The sequence below is a fragment of the Streptomyces sp. NBC_00019 genome (genome assembly GCF_045041015.1).
Lineage (GTDB): Bacteria > Actinomycetota > Actinomycetes > Streptomycetales > Streptomycetaceae > Streptomyces.
In genome coordinates, this window is sequence record NZ_CP108302.1 from 10,691,929 (window position 1) to 10,706,414 (window position 14,486).

At 72.4% G+C, this 14,486-nt stretch carries 14 protein-coding genes and 1 pseudogene; 2 read left to right on the top strand and 13 right to left on the bottom strand.

Going from position 1 to position 14,486, the window contains the following annotated elements:
• Positions 1–24: 24 nt before the first annotated feature.
• The 10 genes from OHU89_RS49705 to OHU89_RS49750 all read right to left on the bottom strand — a co-directional run bounded on the left by OHU89_RS49705 (position 25) and on the right by OHU89_RS49750 (position 9,416).
• Positions 25–2,712 (bottom strand): GNAT family N-acetyltransferase, encoded by a 2,688-nt coding sequence (locus OHU89_RS49705; RefSeq protein ID WP_405653252.1) that lies wholly within the window; start codon positions 2,710–2,712, stop codon positions 25–27.
• 89 nt (positions 2,713–2,801) lie between these two features.
• Entirely contained in the window at positions 2,802–3,260 is a 459-nt protein-coding gene (locus tag OHU89_RS49710; protein ID WP_405653255.1) for a hypothetical protein, read from the bottom strand.
• On the bottom strand, positions 3,212–4,393 hold the full coding sequence (locus OHU89_RS49715; RefSeq protein WP_405653258.1) for an ABC transporter permease: 1,182 nt from the start codon (positions 4,391–4,393) through the stop codon (positions 3,212–3,214). Before OHU89_RS49715 ends, OHU89_RS49710 begins: the two co-directional genes overlap by 49 nt.
• On the bottom strand, positions 4,390–5,352 hold the full coding sequence (locus OHU89_RS49720; RefSeq protein ID WP_405653261.1) for an ATP-binding cassette domain-containing protein: 963 nt from the start codon (positions 5,350–5,352) through the stop codon (positions 4,390–4,392). Before OHU89_RS49720 ends, OHU89_RS49715 begins: the two co-directional genes overlap by 4 nt.
• Positions 5,353–5,506: 154 nt before the next feature.
• Positions 5,507–5,998, bottom strand: coding sequence for a nitroreductase/quinone reductase family protein (locus tag OHU89_RS49725; protein WP_405653264.1), 492 nt, complete (start codon positions 5,996–5,998; stop codon positions 5,507–5,509).
• A complete protein-coding gene (locus OHU89_RS49730; protein ID WP_405653267.1) occupies positions 5,998–6,483 on the bottom strand; it encodes a CoA-binding protein in 486 nt (161 codons plus the stop codon). The genes OHU89_RS49725 and OHU89_RS49730 overlap by 1 nt, the downstream gene beginning before the upstream one ends.
• Before the next feature lie 264 nt (positions 6,484–6,747).
• Positions 6,748–7,440, bottom strand: coding sequence for a hypothetical protein (locus OHU89_RS49735; RefSeq protein WP_405653269.1), 693 nt, complete (start codon positions 7,438–7,440; stop codon positions 6,748–6,750).
• A 122-nt stretch (positions 7,441–7,562) separates the two neighbouring features.
• On the bottom strand, positions 7,563–7,994 hold the full coding sequence (locus tag OHU89_RS49740) for an Hsp20/alpha crystallin family protein (RefSeq protein ID WP_405653271.1): 432 nt from the start codon (positions 7,992–7,994) through the stop codon (positions 7,563–7,565).
• A gap of 143 nt (positions 7,995–8,137) precedes the next feature.
• Positions 8,138–9,142, bottom strand: coding sequence for a CapA family protein (locus OHU89_RS49745; protein WP_405653273.1), 1,005 nt, complete (start codon positions 9,140–9,142; stop codon positions 8,138–8,140).
• A 25-nt stretch (positions 9,143–9,167) separates the two neighbouring features.
• Entirely contained in the window at positions 9,168–9,416 is a 249-nt protein-coding gene (locus OHU89_RS49750; protein WP_405653275.1) for a hypothetical protein, read from the bottom strand.
• A gap of 809 nt (positions 9,417–10,225) precedes the next feature.
• On the opposite strand from OHU89_RS49750, the gene OHU89_RS49755 reads away from it, so the two are divergent.
• Entirely contained in the window at positions 10,226–10,540 is a 315-nt protein-coding gene (locus OHU89_RS49755; protein WP_405653277.1) for a hypothetical protein, read from the top strand.
• Between the two features lie 822 nt (positions 10,541–11,362).
• Here OHU89_RS49755 and OHU89_RS49760 read toward each other — a convergent pair.
• From OHU89_RS49760 to OHU89_RS49770, 3 genes and pseudogenes are all read right to left on the bottom strand, one after another.
• Positions 11,363–11,554 carry an avidin/streptavidin family protein gene (locus OHU89_RS49760; RefSeq protein WP_405653279.1) on the bottom strand — a complete coding sequence of 64 codons (192 nt, stop codon included), beginning with the start codon at positions 11,552–11,554 and terminating at the stop codon, positions 11,363–11,365.
• A 124-nt stretch (positions 11,555–11,678) separates the two neighbouring features.
• The gene (locus OHU89_RS49765) at positions 11,679–12,347 is read right to left on the bottom strand and encodes a DUF4389 domain-containing protein (protein ID WP_405653281.1); all 669 of its coding nucleotides are present in this window, start codon (positions 12,345–12,347) and stop codon (positions 11,679–11,681) included.
• Positions 12,348–12,614: 267 nt separating this feature from the next.
• Positions 12,615–13,715: pseudogene (locus OHU89_RS49770) on the bottom strand (ABC transporter ATP-binding protein); the annotation flags it as partial.
• A 157-nt stretch (positions 13,716–13,872) separates the two neighbouring features.
• Between OHU89_RS49770 and OHU89_RS49775 the strand changes: the two are divergent.
• The gene (locus OHU89_RS49775; RefSeq protein WP_405653283.1) at positions 13,873–14,484 is read left to right on the top strand and encodes a hypothetical protein; all 612 of its coding nucleotides are present in this window, start codon (positions 13,873–13,875) and stop codon (positions 14,482–14,484) included.
• Positions 14,485–14,486 lie beyond the last annotated feature (2 nt).

Consider the following 14,486-nt stretch of genomic DNA (forward strand, 5'->3'; position numbering starts at 1 on the left):
GGGCCGGGAGGGGGCCGGTTCCGGTCAGCGCAGACGGCGCAGATACGGGTCGTGCGCACCTCGTGGCACGAGCCGTACCCGGACGTCCAGCGCACGGACACCGTGCGGTCCGGACAGCAGCGGGTTGAGGTCGGCCTCCGCCAGCTGCGGCAGGTCGCACGCCATCCGGGACAGCCGGTGCAGCACCTGTTCCAGCGCCTCGACGTCGGCCGCCGGACTGCCCGCGAAGCCGAACAGCATCGGGGCGCACTGCGGGGCCGTGATCAGTTCGTGCACGTCGCGGTCGGTGAGCGGGGCGAGCCGTCCCGCGTGGTCGGCGAGCAGTTCGGTCGCGCTCCCGCCGAGTCCGAAGACCACGAGCGGTCCGAAGACCTCGTCCTGGACGACGCCGGCGAGCAGTTCGGTGCCGCGCTCGGCCAACGGCTGGAGGAGTACGCCGGTCAGTCGGTCCCCGAAGCGAGTGACCAGGTCCCGATGGGCGGCCCTGACCTGGGCGGGGTTCTGCAGGTCGAGGTGGACGGCGTGCTGCTCGCTCTTGTGCACGAGCCCCGGCCAGTGGGCCTTCATGACGACACGTCCGTCGGCGCCCGCCAGCCGCTCGGCGGTGGCGACCGCCTCGTCCTCGTCCCGCGCCCAGGCCCAGGGGATCTGTGGGATCCCGTAGCACCCGAGGAGCGCGGCGGCCGTCCTCGGATCCAGCCAGCCGCCTTCCGGGTTGTCGTCCAGGAACGACGCGACGAGCTCACTGGCACGCGGGGTCTCCACCTGTGTCAAGTCCGGCACGGTGCCGCGGGGTTGGGCGAGCCAGTGGGCCCGGGCGGCGGCGTGGACGAGGGCCCGGGCGGCGTCCTGGGCGTCCGCGTAGGCGGGCACCGTACCGTCGTTGCGGGCGGCCAGCAGCTCGACCCGGGTCGCCTGGGCGGGCAGGACCGCGACGACCGGGCGGGGGAGCGGGCCCGGATCGTGGGTGAGGGCCCGGACGAGATCGTCGCCGGTGGCCGCGGCGACCGCCGTGGGCACGAGGGTCACCAGCACGGCGTCGACGGCTCCGTGCCCGGCCAGCAGGTTCACACAGGCGCGCAGTTGTTCCTCGTCGACCGTGGCTGTGGCATCCACGGGGTTGGTGGCGGTCGCTCCCTCGGGCAGCACCGCGAGGAGTTCGGCGATCAGGTCGGCACCGAGCTGTGGCACGTTCAGCCCGGCGTCCACGCAGGCGTCCGCGGTCAGGACACCCGTGCCGCCCGCGTTGGAGACGACGGCGACCCTGGTGCCCGTCGGCATCGGCTGGGAGTGCAACAGCGCCGCGGCGTCGAGGAGTTCGCCGATCGTGCGGGTGGCGGTGACCCCGGCCTGGGTGAACAGCGCCTGCCGGGTCATGATCCGGGTGGCGGCCGCCGCGGTGTGCGAGGCGGCGGCGCGCCGCCCGGGTTCCGACCGCCCGGCGTCGACGGTGAGCACGGGCATGGTGCGGGCCACGCGGCGTGCGGTGCGGGAGAAGGCGCGCGGGTTGCCGAAGGACTCCAGGTGCAGCAGCGCCAGGTCGGTGCGTCCGTCGCTCTCCCACCACTGGAGCAGGTCGTTGCCGCTCACGTCGTACTTGTCGCCCAGTGATACGAAGCTGGAGACGCCGATGCCCAGCCGGCCGAGCCCGTCGAGCAGGGCGATGCCCACTCCGCCGGACTGCGCGGCGACACCGGCCGTCCCGGGGCCCGGGTGGTGCGCGGCGAAGGTGGCGTCCAGCCGGATGCCGTCCTCGGTGTTGGCCAGCCCCAGGCAGTTGGGGCCGGCCAGCCGCATGTCGTGGCGGCGGCAGGCGGCGAGCAGAGCGCCCGCCTGCTGGGGGCCGAGACCGGCGGAGACGACCACCAGGGCGCGCACGCCCGCCGCGCCGCACTCCTCGGCCACGTCCGGGACGGCCGGCGCGGGCACGGCGACGATCGCGAGATCGGGTACCTCCGGCAGCTCGGCCAGGGACGGGTACGCGTGCGCCCACGACAGTGACGTGACCTCGGGATGCACGGCGAACACGCGTCCCGTGAAGGCGCCGGTGGCGATGTTCCGCAGGATCGCGCGGCCGATGGATCCGGGCCTGCGGCCCGCGCCGATCACCACCACGCTGCGGGGCCGCAGCAGAGGGCGCAGGCTGACGACGTCGGCGAGGCTGCCGCGGGTGTCCACGGCACGCAAGTAGTCCTCGTCCTCGGTGAGTTCGACGGTGCAGTGCACTTCGGGGCCCTCGAAGCGGCGCTCGACGCGCAGCCCGAGGTCCTGGAAGACCTTCAGGACCTCGTGGTTCTCGGAGAGCGCCTCCGCGGTGAACACGGTGACGCCCGCCGACCGGGCGGCGTCCGCGAGGTGCTCGAGCAGCAGTGTGGCGATGCCGTGGTGGTGCCAGTCGTCGGCGACGGCGAGCGAGAGCTCGGCCGTGGTGCCGGGCGGTGTGACCTCGTACTCCGTCAGTCCCACCAGGCGGCCCGCGTGTTCGGCGGCCAGGGCGAGGTAGCCCGCCCGGCCGGACTTCGCCACACGGTCCGCGGCCTGCCGGGCGGAGGCCCGGCTGATGGTGAAGAACCGCAGTCGTAGGTTCTCCGCCGACATCTGCTCGTACAGCCGCTGCGCTTCGTCGCGGTCGCCGGGACCTGCCCGCCGGATACGGACGGTGGTGCCGTCCGTGAGCAGCGCGTGTACCGGTGCTTGCCGGACTTCGGTCATGACACACCTCCGGGCCTCACCTCCAGCGTCCAGCCGTCCTAGCGGGGCGGCCCAGGGGCTGAGTGGGCCGGTGAGTGGGCCAAGTGGCCCTAGCGCACGTCCCGTTGGCCAAAACCCACCAGGCCGGCCGTGATGAGGGCGGCGGTGATGGTCAGGAGGAGGACCGGCGCGGTGAGGGCCGGGTCGGCCGCGGGCAGGTGCGGGACGTGCTCGAAGGGGGAGACGTCCCTGACCCAGCCGGGCAGGTCGAGGGCCTGGGCCAACAGGCCTATGACGAAGCAGGCCGCGAGGGCGGCCCAGGCAGCCGTGACGGCGCGCGGTGCGAGCCCGAACAGGGCGATGACCAGTCCCGCGAGCAGCCAGAGCGCGGGCGTGTAGGCGAGTGCGGCGCCCAGCAGGCGGGGCACCTGGTCCAGCTCGCCGCTGGTGATGCCGTAGGCGAGTCCCGTGCCCAGGCCCGCGGAGGTGAGGACGACGACGCTGCCGGCCAGTGCGACCGTCAGGTGACTGGCCACCCAGCGGCCGCGGGAGACGGGGGTGGCGAGCACCGGCTCGGCCCGCAGCCCGCTCTCCTCGCCGTGCAGCCGGAGGGCCGACTGGACGGCGTACCCGGCGCCGAGCAGTGCGAGACGAGCAGCGACTGGGACAGATAGGCCTCGGTGAGGTCGGCCCCGCCGTAGCCGGTGATCAAGTCCTCCATGGCCTCGTTGTCGGCGACGAAGTCCTCCACGTCGACGGCGACCCAGCCATAGGCGACGCCCGCGAGGAACACACCGCAGCTCCAGGCGATGAGGCTGCCTCGCTGCAGCCGCAGCGCCAGGCCCAGCGGCCGGCCGAGCGCGGGTGCCGCCCGCGGCCGGCCGGGCCGGGGCGGGACGAGGCCAGCGCCGAGGTCGCGCCGGTCGGAGAGGGCGTGGGTCGCGGCGACGGCCGCGACGGCACCCGCGACGACGAGGAGAAGGGGCCAGAGGCGTTCGCCCGCGAAGGGGCGTGTCTTCTGGACCCAGCCGATGGGGGAGAACCACGACACGGTGCCGTCACCGATGTCCCCGACCGCTCGCAGCACGAAGGCCGCTCCCAGGACGGCGCCGGCGCTGCCGTGCACGACCCGGGTGTTCTCCGAGACCTGTGCGATCAGGCTGGTGATCGCGGCGAAGACGAGGCCGAGCGCGCAGAAGGACAGGCCGAAGACGACAGACCCCGTGACCGGCAGGTCCAGGCCGATGAGGCCGAGTGTCACCAGGGCCCCGACCACCGCGTTCATGCCGGCCACGACCAGCAGGGTGGCGGTGGCGTTCGCGTGCCGGCCGACGGGCAGGGAGCGGATCAGTTCCGCGCGCCCTGCTTCCTCCTCGGCACGGGTCTGCCGTCCCGTCATGAACGTGCTCATCAGAGCGACCATGACCAGTCCGAGAGTGCCCACCTGGAAGGCCACTTCGCCGCCCAGCGTGTCGAGACCCTGGGCGGGTCCGTTGAAGGCGATGGCCGCGGCATTGTCCTCACTTGCCTCGGCCGCCACGTCCAGGTCGTGCTGGGTGGGGTAGAGGCCTTTGACGCTGGTCGCCGTCAGCAGCACCAGCAGGGGCACGGCGATGGTCCAGATCAGGATGCGGATGCGTTCGCGGCGCAGGATCAGCCGGGTGAGGACGGCGGTGCCCGTGAGCTCGGTCGACGAGGTCATCGCGGGTCCCGGTGGCCGTGGGCGGCCGCTTCGTCGCCGTAGTGGCGCAGGAACAGCTCCTCCAGCGTGGGCGGCTGACTGGTGAGGGTGCGGATGCCGAAGCCGGTGAGGTGGCGTACGGCGTCGTCGAGGCGGTCGGTGTCCACGTCGAAGCGGACCCGATGGTCCTCGGCGCGCAGGCCGTGCACGCCGGGCAGCGCGCCGAGACCGGTGGGCGTGCGCACCGTCGCGGCGTCGATCGACGTGCGGGTCAGGTGCCGCAGGTCGGCCAACGTGCCGCTCTCGACGGTGCGGCCCGACCGGATGAGGCTCACCCGGTCGCACAGTGCCTCCACCTCGGCCAGGATGTGGCTGGACAGCAGGACCGTGCGGCCCTCGGCCGTCGCCTCGCGGATGCAGTCCTGGAAGACGCTCTCCATGAGCGGGTCGAGGCCGGAGGTCGGTTCGTCCAGGAGCAGCAGTTCGGCGCGGGAGGCCAGCGCGGCGACCAGGCCGACCTTCTGCCGGTTGCCCTTGGAGTAGGTGCGGGCCTTCTTGGCCGGATCCAGCTCGAACCGCTCCAGCAGCTCGTCCCGCCGGCCGGGGTCGAGGTCGCCGCGCATCCGTCCGAAGACGTCGATGATCTCGCCGCCCGTCAGCTTCGGCCACAGGCTCACATCGCCCGGCACGTACGCCAGCCGCCGGTGCAGCCGGACCGCGTCGCGCCACGGGTCGCCGCCCAGCAGCCGGACCTCGCCGGCGTCGGCCCGCAGCAGGCCGAGCAGGATCCGGAGGGTGGTGGTCTTGCCCGAGCCGTTGGGCCCGAGGAACCCGTGCACTTCCCCGGTCGTCACCGTCAGGTCCAGCCCGTCCAGAGCGCGGGTCTGTCCGAACGTCTTCACCAGTCCGGAGACGGAGACGGCCGCGGAGTCCCCGCGGCCGGGCGTCGAGCGGCGCTGCGGAACAGAGACGGCGGACATGGGTGCCTCCCGGTTCGGTTGTGTTTCGTCGTCCTTCTTCCGACGTTCGCGCACCACGGGACGGGGCCGGCAGGGGCCGAAGGTCCCGGACGGCCGTACGGTCGGACCGGTGCGCGGCAAGGCGTCCAGATCGTACGGCCGTGTATGCGGGACGTCAGGCGGGACCGGCGGGTGGCTGAGTGATGCGGAAGACCGGGAACCTGTGCGCGATCCCCTCGAACTCCTCCAGCCGGGCGTGCCGGTCCACCGGCACATGTGCCTGGGCTCCCGGCGCACGGCGGAGGTAGGCCCGCAGCACGGGTGCGCGGTCGGCGGGGTCCACCTCGACGAGTCGGACCTCCGTACGGCTCCGGTGCCGCAGCTCCGCCCGACCGTCGGCCGCGCGGACGTTGCGTACCCAGTTCGCCCGCTCGCCGAGCATCGACACGAGATAGCGCTCGCCCCCGTGCTCCGCGACGACGACCGGGAAGGAGACACGCCGGCCGGTACGCCGCCCGCGCACGTCCAGCGTCATGCAGTACCCCGGAGCCAGCCCGGCGGCGTACTGGATCGCCGCGATCCGGTTCAGCAGGCGCGCCACCCGGTTGGGGCGGCCGCCCCCGTACATCCACCGGTCGAGCCGGTGCAGTCCGCTCGCCCCGGACATCAGGCCACCTCCACCCGCCTGGGCAGTCGGCCGGCCGGGGTGAGCGCCATGCGCATGACCTTGTGGCCGGTGTCGGCGGTCGGGCCGAACATCAGAGGACAGCCTCCCTCGATGACGGTGATCCCGTGCTCGCGGCCGAACGCCGCGGCCTTCTCGGACACACTGCCGCTGCCGTACAGGCGGTGCATCCACACCTGCCGGATGCCGAGGGCGACACACTCGCGCACGGTGTCCTCGGCGGCCTCCGGCCGGGTGCCGATCACCACCGCCTCGACGCCGCCTGGAATGGACTTCAGGTCCGGGTGGCAACGGTCGCCCTCGACCTCGTCGGCGTTCGGGTTGACGGCGAACACCTCGTAGCCGCGGTCCCGCAACCGCCGGTACACCGCGTTGGCGGCATGCGTCTGCGGCTCGCGGGACACTCCGGTCACCGCGATGCGCTTCTTGGCCAGGAACTCTGCCGCGGCCTGTTTGATCGTGATCACGGCTTCCTCCCTCACACGGGAAAGAGTTCTCCACCGCTTACGAGCCAACCGTGCGCACCCGTCCGCGGGCAGGGGTCGAAGGGCCCTCACCGAGAACCTTCGGAGACTCCCCCCACTCGGGACCAGGATCGCTCTCCGGACCCCGCTCCTTCCGCTCGGCTTCTTCGGATGGTTTTCCATCCAATCGGTCAGCGAGCAGTCCCCGCGACCCTGGCCCTCGGCGCCGCGGAAGGGGCGGACTGATCCGCACGGCTACGCCCCGCGTCACGGTTCCGTGTCGAGGCGGACGCGCAGGCTGTGGAACTGGCGGGTCTGCATGATGAAGTGCGCGGGTTCCCCCAGCAGCAGGTCGAACGGCCCGGTGAGCCATCGGGGCCGGCTCTGGCCGCGCGTGCGGACCACCAGGCGGGTTTCCCCGAAGGGGGCCGGCTGCAGGTGGAAGCCCCAGATCCCGTCGAGGCGTGCCGACGGCGGGGGTTCGGTCTGCGGGTCGAAGGAGTGGCCGGAGGGCAGGCGCAGGTCCGAGCGCAGCACGAGGGTGCGGTTCGGCTCCAGCCGGGCCACGGTGAACCAGGACTTTCCGCCTTGCGTCGTGGGCAGCCGTTGTCCCTCGTGAAGGTTCTGCCACTCGGGCACGACGTGGTCCGCGCTGGGTTCTCCGTAGTGGTCCAGGCGGTCCCAGCTGTACCAGCCGCCGCGGTCGCCGCCCATCTGCACCAGCCAGGGCCAGACCTTCTCGGGCGGTGCCGGAAGGGTGGTGGCCATCGTGGAGGTGCCGTCGGCATCGGGTACGAGTTCGTCGCCTGGGTAGGCGCACAGGGTCTCACCCGGGGTCGCGCCCCAGGTCAGCAGCCTGGGGCGGAACCGCCGCGTGTACAGCGCCAGCGTGGCGGAAGCCACCAGGAGGGGGAGCAGACGGGCTCCCGGTCGCTGTCGGCATCGTTGCGGCTCGGGCATTGTGTCCTCCTTGGTCGTCGGAGCGCGGGCCTGGTGTCGGCGGGTCCGCCGGACGTGCTGCGAGAGACCGGTGCGCGGGGATGGACGGGCCGCGCACCGGTGGCTGTACGGACTGTGCCGGACTACTCGGCGCGGCGGACCTCGATCCGTTTGACCGCGGCCTTCTCTGCGCCGACGATCGGCACGGTGACGGTGAGGATGCCGTCCTTGTACTCGGCCGTGGCCTGGTCGTCCTGCGTGCCCTGCGGCAGGCGGACGGAGCGGGCGAAGGTGCCGTAGTGGAATTCGCTGTGACGCGGTGTCCTTGTCTCCTCGCCGCGCTCGGCGTGCAGGCTGAGCGCACCGTGCGCGATGTCGATCCGGATGTCCTTGTCGGCGTCCAGGCCGGGCAGCTCCGCACGCAGGCAATAACCCTGGTCGGTGACCTGCTCCTCGATGCGGATGCCGTGTGCGCCGGCCACGCCCCGCAGGGCGGGGAACCCGGCCAGACCGGTCTCGAACCGGTCGAACAGGTCGGGCATCGTCGGCGGACGCCATTCGAGCATGCCGGGCATGTCAACTCCCTTCCCGATCACGCCGCTTGGCTCCTGCTTCGGTACATCGGGCGACGGGGCCGCGGCGTGGAGCTCCTCGCTCTCTTTCGGCTTATCGGTTGCGTGGCGGCCTCCGCGAGGGCCGATCGGCCCTCTGCGGGGGCCTAACGGCCCGGTGGTCGGCTCGCTCGCGCCGCCGGGCGGAGCCAGTCGACAGCCAGCCGCCCGTGCTCGTCGGTGATGTGGGTGCCCAGTTCGGCGCAGGCGCGGGTGAGCCGGTCGGCGATCCAGGCGTACTCGGCCTGGTCGGCCAGGCGGGTGTGGCAGTAGTCCAGGGCGATCGGGACCGCCACGGTGCGCCTCGGACCGTGCTCGTCCAAGGTGACCAGCCAGAGCAGGCCCAGGTCGTTGCGCAGGGCCGGGTGGACGGCGTAGTCGTCGATGAAGTCGCCCAGGTCGTACAGGACCTGGCGGGTGAAGCCGTGGAAGACGTGTGCGGAGTGCCCGATGACGAGATCCGCGCCGGCCTCGGTGAGCACGGGTGCGGCGCGCAGGACGTGGGGGACCGGGCGGGAAGTCATGTTGGGTCCCCAGTGGACGCTGACCAGGACGAGGTCCGTTTCCCGCGCCAGCGTGCGGATGGTGCCGGTGAGCCAGGCGGGCACGTCCTCGTCCCTCAGGTCGGCGTACGCCACGCCGGGCCGGGCCTCTCCGGCCGCGAACGAGGCCGGGTGGTCGGTGACGGCGACGAGCCCGACGCGCGCCCCGCCCGCCTCCAACACGAGCGGGGCGCGGGCCTCGGCGACCGTCGCTCCCGCCCCTACGGTGCGGATGCCCGCCCCGGCCAGCTGGGCGCGGGTGTCCAGCAGCGCGTCGGGGCCGTGGTCGAGAGCGTGGTTGTTGGCCAGAAACACCGCATCCACCCCCAGGTCGGCCAGGATGCCGGCGGCGCGGGGCGGGGCGCGGAAGAAGAAGACCTTGCCCGGTACGTCGACGGGGGTGTCCCGGTCGGAGACACAGCATTCGAGGTTGAGCAGGAACAGGTCCGCACCGGCCACGGTCCCGTGGACCGCGGACGTGAACAGAGGCTGTGGCTTCCTGTGCGCCAGCACCTCGGCGACCCCGCGGCCCAGCATGGTGTCCCCGGCCAGCGCGATAGTGACGGCCATGGTCCTCGCGCCTCCCGACGTTCGGCTACAGGCCCCGGGACAGCAGGATGCCGTGCGCCAGTCGGGCCCCGCGGACGGCGCGGCCGTCGTCGCCCGTTCCGTTCCCCGGGGCGCGCTCCAAGCCTTCGATGAGCGCACGCACGGCCAGTCCCAGCGTGTCCACCTGGTCCTCCAGGATCCGCACCCGCTGCTCCAGCAGTTCGGCCGCGCCCGGGGCCTGTTCGGCTCGGGTGGCTCCGCCGCTGCCCACGACAGGCTCATCGGTATGCCGCATGATCGCCTCCCGGTTCGTGCACCGTCGGGGGCAACGTGACACCGCCTGCTTCGGTGTTCGTCCCCACGTGTCCAGTGTCGTTCTCACCGTGGCGGAGGCGGAAGGGCCGAAAGGACCGTGGCAGGGCGCAGTCGGCCTTCGGAGTCGCCCGTAGGACCCACTGGGGCCGGGCCCGTCAGCGACCGTCCCGCGTCGGGTAGTGCCGGTATGGATGGCACAGCGCCTACGAAACCGAACGTCAGCCCGTGTTGCTCGGCCAGGGTGCGCGCCAGGTGCAGCACGCTGAGGCCACCGACTCCGAGATCGGTGGCGTTCCGCAGGTCGACGAGGACCGCGGAGCCGCCGGGACGGATCGCGCCGTGCAGGAGGCGGCCGAGATGGGGTTCGGTGGCCGGACCTACCTCCTGCCGCACCTCGATCACCACACATCCGGCGGAACAGCGGATCGTGACGGGTGGGGCCCCTGGACCAGGATCAGCGGCCCGAGCCGTCCGAGGCCGTGCCATCACCGCGTGCCGTCGACGAGAAAAGAGGACCGCCGACGGGCGGAGAGAAAGAGGAACGCTCCACGTCATGGTGGTGCCCCCTGAGGACGACCGGAGAGATGGAACCGCAGCAGCGCGCGTCCAAAAGGTAAGCCTGCTGCCGTTCACCCTCGAGCGGCAGGGACCGATGGTCCCGAACCGGGGCTGGTCGCCCCTGCCGCTGTCCTGCACATCGCGCTGCAATGACAGGAGAGGGACGACCCACGGCTCGGGCACGGCAGTTGGGTGCCGTGGGGCCGCGGACCAGGTGTGGGGAGGCGGCAGATGCGTTTCGACGACCGTCGGTCAGCCGGGCGGCAGCCGGCCTGGCGTCTGGAGTTCCTGCGCGGCCGGGACGTGGTCGTGCTGGGGCTGCCGCGCGGCGGGGTGCCGGTGGCGTATTGCCTCCAGTACGGCGACCGGGCGGCGGACGTCGGGAAGAACCGTGGGGGCGTGACGTCTCCGTGGACGAGTGCCCCGTCCGGCGGGCTCAGCCGCCCTGACTTCTCCCAGGCCTGTCCCGTCCGGCATAGCCGGTCCCCCTGGTTGTCGCTGAGGACGCCCTGCTCGGCGAGCTGGGCCACGATGTTCTCCAGGTAAGCGACAGCGGGGCGGCCGTTCCCGGGACGGCCGTCGGCCGGCGCCCCGTGCAGGCCAGTGAGGAAACCGGCGTTCGGGGTCAGCCGTGCGTCGAGGCCACCGTGCGCCGGGGCCAGGGACGTACACCTCCGCCGACGTGCGTCCGAGGTCCTCGGAGATGGCCAGCGGTAGGACGACCCGGTGCGGAGGACCGCTGAGAACGAGGCCTCGCGCACGGCGGAGATTCTCGTACTCCCGGCGCCGCAGCTGCACCCGCGGTGCGGGGCGGTCCCAGCGGCGCCTGTCGATCCAGATGAGGGCCGTACACCTTGAGCAGTACGGCGTCGGGGTGGTCACCTCGTCGCAGCGTGTGACGGCAGCGTCGTCGAACGGCTCCAGGAACCGGAGCCCCGGCCCGGGCAGTCCCAGCGCGCCGCCGTACACGCGCTCGCGGAGGAAGCGGGCGAGGGGACTGTGATCCGGCACCCGGGCCGCTCCGAAGAGTTCCGACCGGTCCGTGTCCGTGGACGTCTCCATCCCGCCCCGCCTCCCCGCCCTCCGGCGCCACCGACCCCGTCGCGGGTTCCGAGCCGGCCTCACCCGGGCAGGCGCTCCGGGTGGGACGCGGCCACGGTCTGACGACGGTGCCGCTGGGGCCGTTCCGGGGTGGGCGGCACATGTGTGAAGACGTCCTGTCCGACGGCCGTCGCCTCCCAGACGTTGGCCGCGGTGGCCGACGCGGTCAGCAGCCAGGTGGCACAGATGCGCTCAGGGGCCGGTGCCGTCCTCGTAGTACTGGCCGTTCCAGCTGGTCACCGATCCCGCGTCGCTACGCTCGTTGCGTCACGCCACCGTCCATCCGAGGGTGGTCCCATGCTCGGGGAGAGCTGCCGTGTCGTAGCGTCCGGCCAGCGGGTACGTGCCCACCGCGTGGCCCTTCGCCGAGACGTAGGAACCCCTGATGCCACCGGCCGGGTCGGCCACGATCCGCATGTGCGAGCCGGTCTCGTTGTACCAGTCTCCGCTCAGGCTCATGTCGCCCTCCTGTTTTCGTGGATTTGTCCGCTCCGAAGTGCAGCATCGGCGGGCCGGTGCGCGGGATGGCGAAGGAACAGGCCGTCAAGGCGGTGCCGTCGGCACCGACGGCACCGCCAGAGCGTTACGGCCGGTCCTGCGGAGCGTCCTCCGGTTCGGTGCCGCCCATGTCGAGGCGGAACGGAGGATAGGTGTCCGTCATCAGGGCGGCGTAGGCGGCGACCCGCAGCACCCAGCGGTTGAGGCCGAGGATCAGGTCGAACAGGCCCTTGGGGTACTTCTCGGTGAAGGCCAGGGTCACGGCGGCGATCACCGCGAGGACGGCGACGAGTCCGCCGTCCCACCAGCCCAGGTGCCAGCCGCCGAGGAAGAAGCCGACGATGATGTAGTGCGGGATGGCCAGCAGCCACCACTTCACCAGGACCAGGCCGCGGGAGAGGTGTTCGGGGTAGGCGATGTCCAGCCGGGCCGGGTAGTCGGGCTCTTCGCCCAGGCTGAACGGCGGGTAGCGGTCGGTGCCCAGGGCGCCGTACGAGTAGTAGGCGACCCGCCAGCTCCAGCGCAGCACCCCGAGGTTGAAGTCGAACAGTGAGCGGGGGTAGCGCTCGGTGAACAGGATGGCGAAGAACGCGATCATGCTCACGACCGTGAAGGCGATCCACAGGAAGAACAGCACCACGTAGTGCGGGATGACGAGGACCCATTTCACCAGCCACAGCCAGCGGGACAGCGGTGCGTCGAGCACCGCGTTCACGCGGACCGGGCGGTCTGGCAGTCCGGCAAGGGTTGTCATGGCGATCAACTCCTTCGGGCCGTGACGCTCCCCGCGGGGCAGGACGCCGTACGCGGGGGCGGGGCCCAGGACCAGCGTGACCGCCGGCCCGCCGGCACCACGAGGGCCGACCGGGGGCGTCCGGGAGGCCAAGGGTCCTTGGCTTCAGTCCGCCGGTGCGGCGTCGTGCAGCGGGGCGTGCGGGGGAGCCGGGACGGCGTCCTGGGGCTGCGGTGCCGCCGTGTCCTCCTGGGGGAGCCGACCGGTCGCGCGGGGCACGTCCGTGGGGTCGAGCAGGCGCAGGCCCGTCGCCGCGGAGAAGCAGTGCACCGCGTCCGCGCGCACCGCCACGCGCAGTTCGGCGCCCTTGCCGTGCGCGGGTCGGCCCGGAAGCCGGACCACGACCGGGACGAGCTGCTGTCCGAGTTTCGCGGTGGCGTGGAGGTAGGCGACGGAGCCGGTGTCCTCGACGGCGTCCACCACGAGGTCCAGGCCGGGAGTCTCCAGGTCCTCGGGTGGGAGCACCTCGAACTGCTCGGGCCGGACGCCGAGCGTCAGCTCCGTGGCGCCCTCGGCGCCGGCGGCCCGCAGTGTTTCGCGGGGCAACGGAACGGCCAGAGCGCCGAGTCGGGCTCCCTCGGTGGTGAGCGGCAGCCGGAGGAGGTTCATCGCCGGCGAGCCGATGAAGCCGGCGACGAAGGTGTTGGCCGGGTGCGTGAACACCTGCTTCGGCGTGCCCACCTGCTGCAGCACGCCGTCCTTCATCACGGCCAGCCGGTCGCCCATGGTCATGGCCTCGACCTGGTCATGGGTGACGTAGACGGTGGTGGTGCCGAGGCGGCGCTGGAGCACGGCGATCTGTGTACGGGTCTGGACGCGCAGTTTGGCGTCCAGGTTGGACAGCGGCTCGTCCATGAGGAACACCTGCGGTTCGCGGACGATCGCCCGCCCCATCGCGACGCGCTGACGCTGACCGCCGGAGAGGGACTTGGGCTTGCGGTCCAGGTAGTCCTTGAGGTCGAGGATGGCGGCGGCCTCCTGCACGTGCTGTCGGACGTCGGCCTTGCGCATGCGTGCCATCTTGAGGGCGAAGCCCATGTTGTCGGCCGTCGTCATGTGCGGGTAGAGGGCGTAGTTCTGGAACACCATCGCGATGTCCCGGTCCTTGGGCGGCAGATAAGTCACATCCCGGTCGCCGATGCGGATCGTCCCGGAGTCGACCTCCTCGAGCCCGGCGAGCATGCGCAGGCTGGTCGACTTGCCGCAGCCGGAGGGCCCCACCAGCACCATGAACTCGCCGTCGGCGATCTCCAGATCGAGGTCGCAGACGGCCGGACGGTCCATACCCGAGAAGCACCGGGTGGCCTTGTCGAAGGTGACGGACGCCATGATCTTCCCCTCCCTGAGCGACTCCCGACCCCAGGCTCACGCCGTGGGGGACTCCCGCGACAGGCCCCGGAAGGCCCGTCCTGCGTGCCGGTCGGCCCCTTGGAGACCGTGATGTCCCCCGTGAGGCTGGATGTGGCGGGGACGGAAGGGGGGAGTCATGCTGTGGTCCCGAGTGAGGCCGCCCGGGGGCAGGCACGCGGCAACCGGCACCATGCGGTTGATCCGGGAGGCGGCCGCACACCCGGCGGCGGGAAAGGACGATGAGGACCCGGTCTTCGTCGACGCCACAGGGCGCCGGGGGCGCCGTATCCGTCGTGTCGCCTACGCCGCGGGCGCCCTCTGCGCCGGGTACACCGTGGTGCTGGCGCTCAGCTTCATGGGCGCGACACCGTTCGCGCCCAGGACCGTGCTGCCCGTGCCGGGTGTGCCCTCCGAGGCGCCCGGTTCCGTGGGCGAGAACCCACGCGACCTCCCGGCCACGCCCGTGCCTTCCCGGTCCGTCTCCCCCTCGGACATCCCCTCACCGTCCCCCGTTCCCACGGAGTCCGGTCAGCCCTCGACCCCGGCCACGGAACCGGCTCCGTCGAGAACGCCCGGCACCGGCACCCCGTCCGGCACCCCCACGGACACAGCGACCCCGACCGAGACGGGAACACCGACGCCGACCGGCTCGACGGAGGAGACACCGAGCCCGAGCCCGGAGACCACCTCGACCGGGTCTGCCGGAGCGAGTGAGCCGGCCGCCGACGACACCACCACGGGGCCCTGATC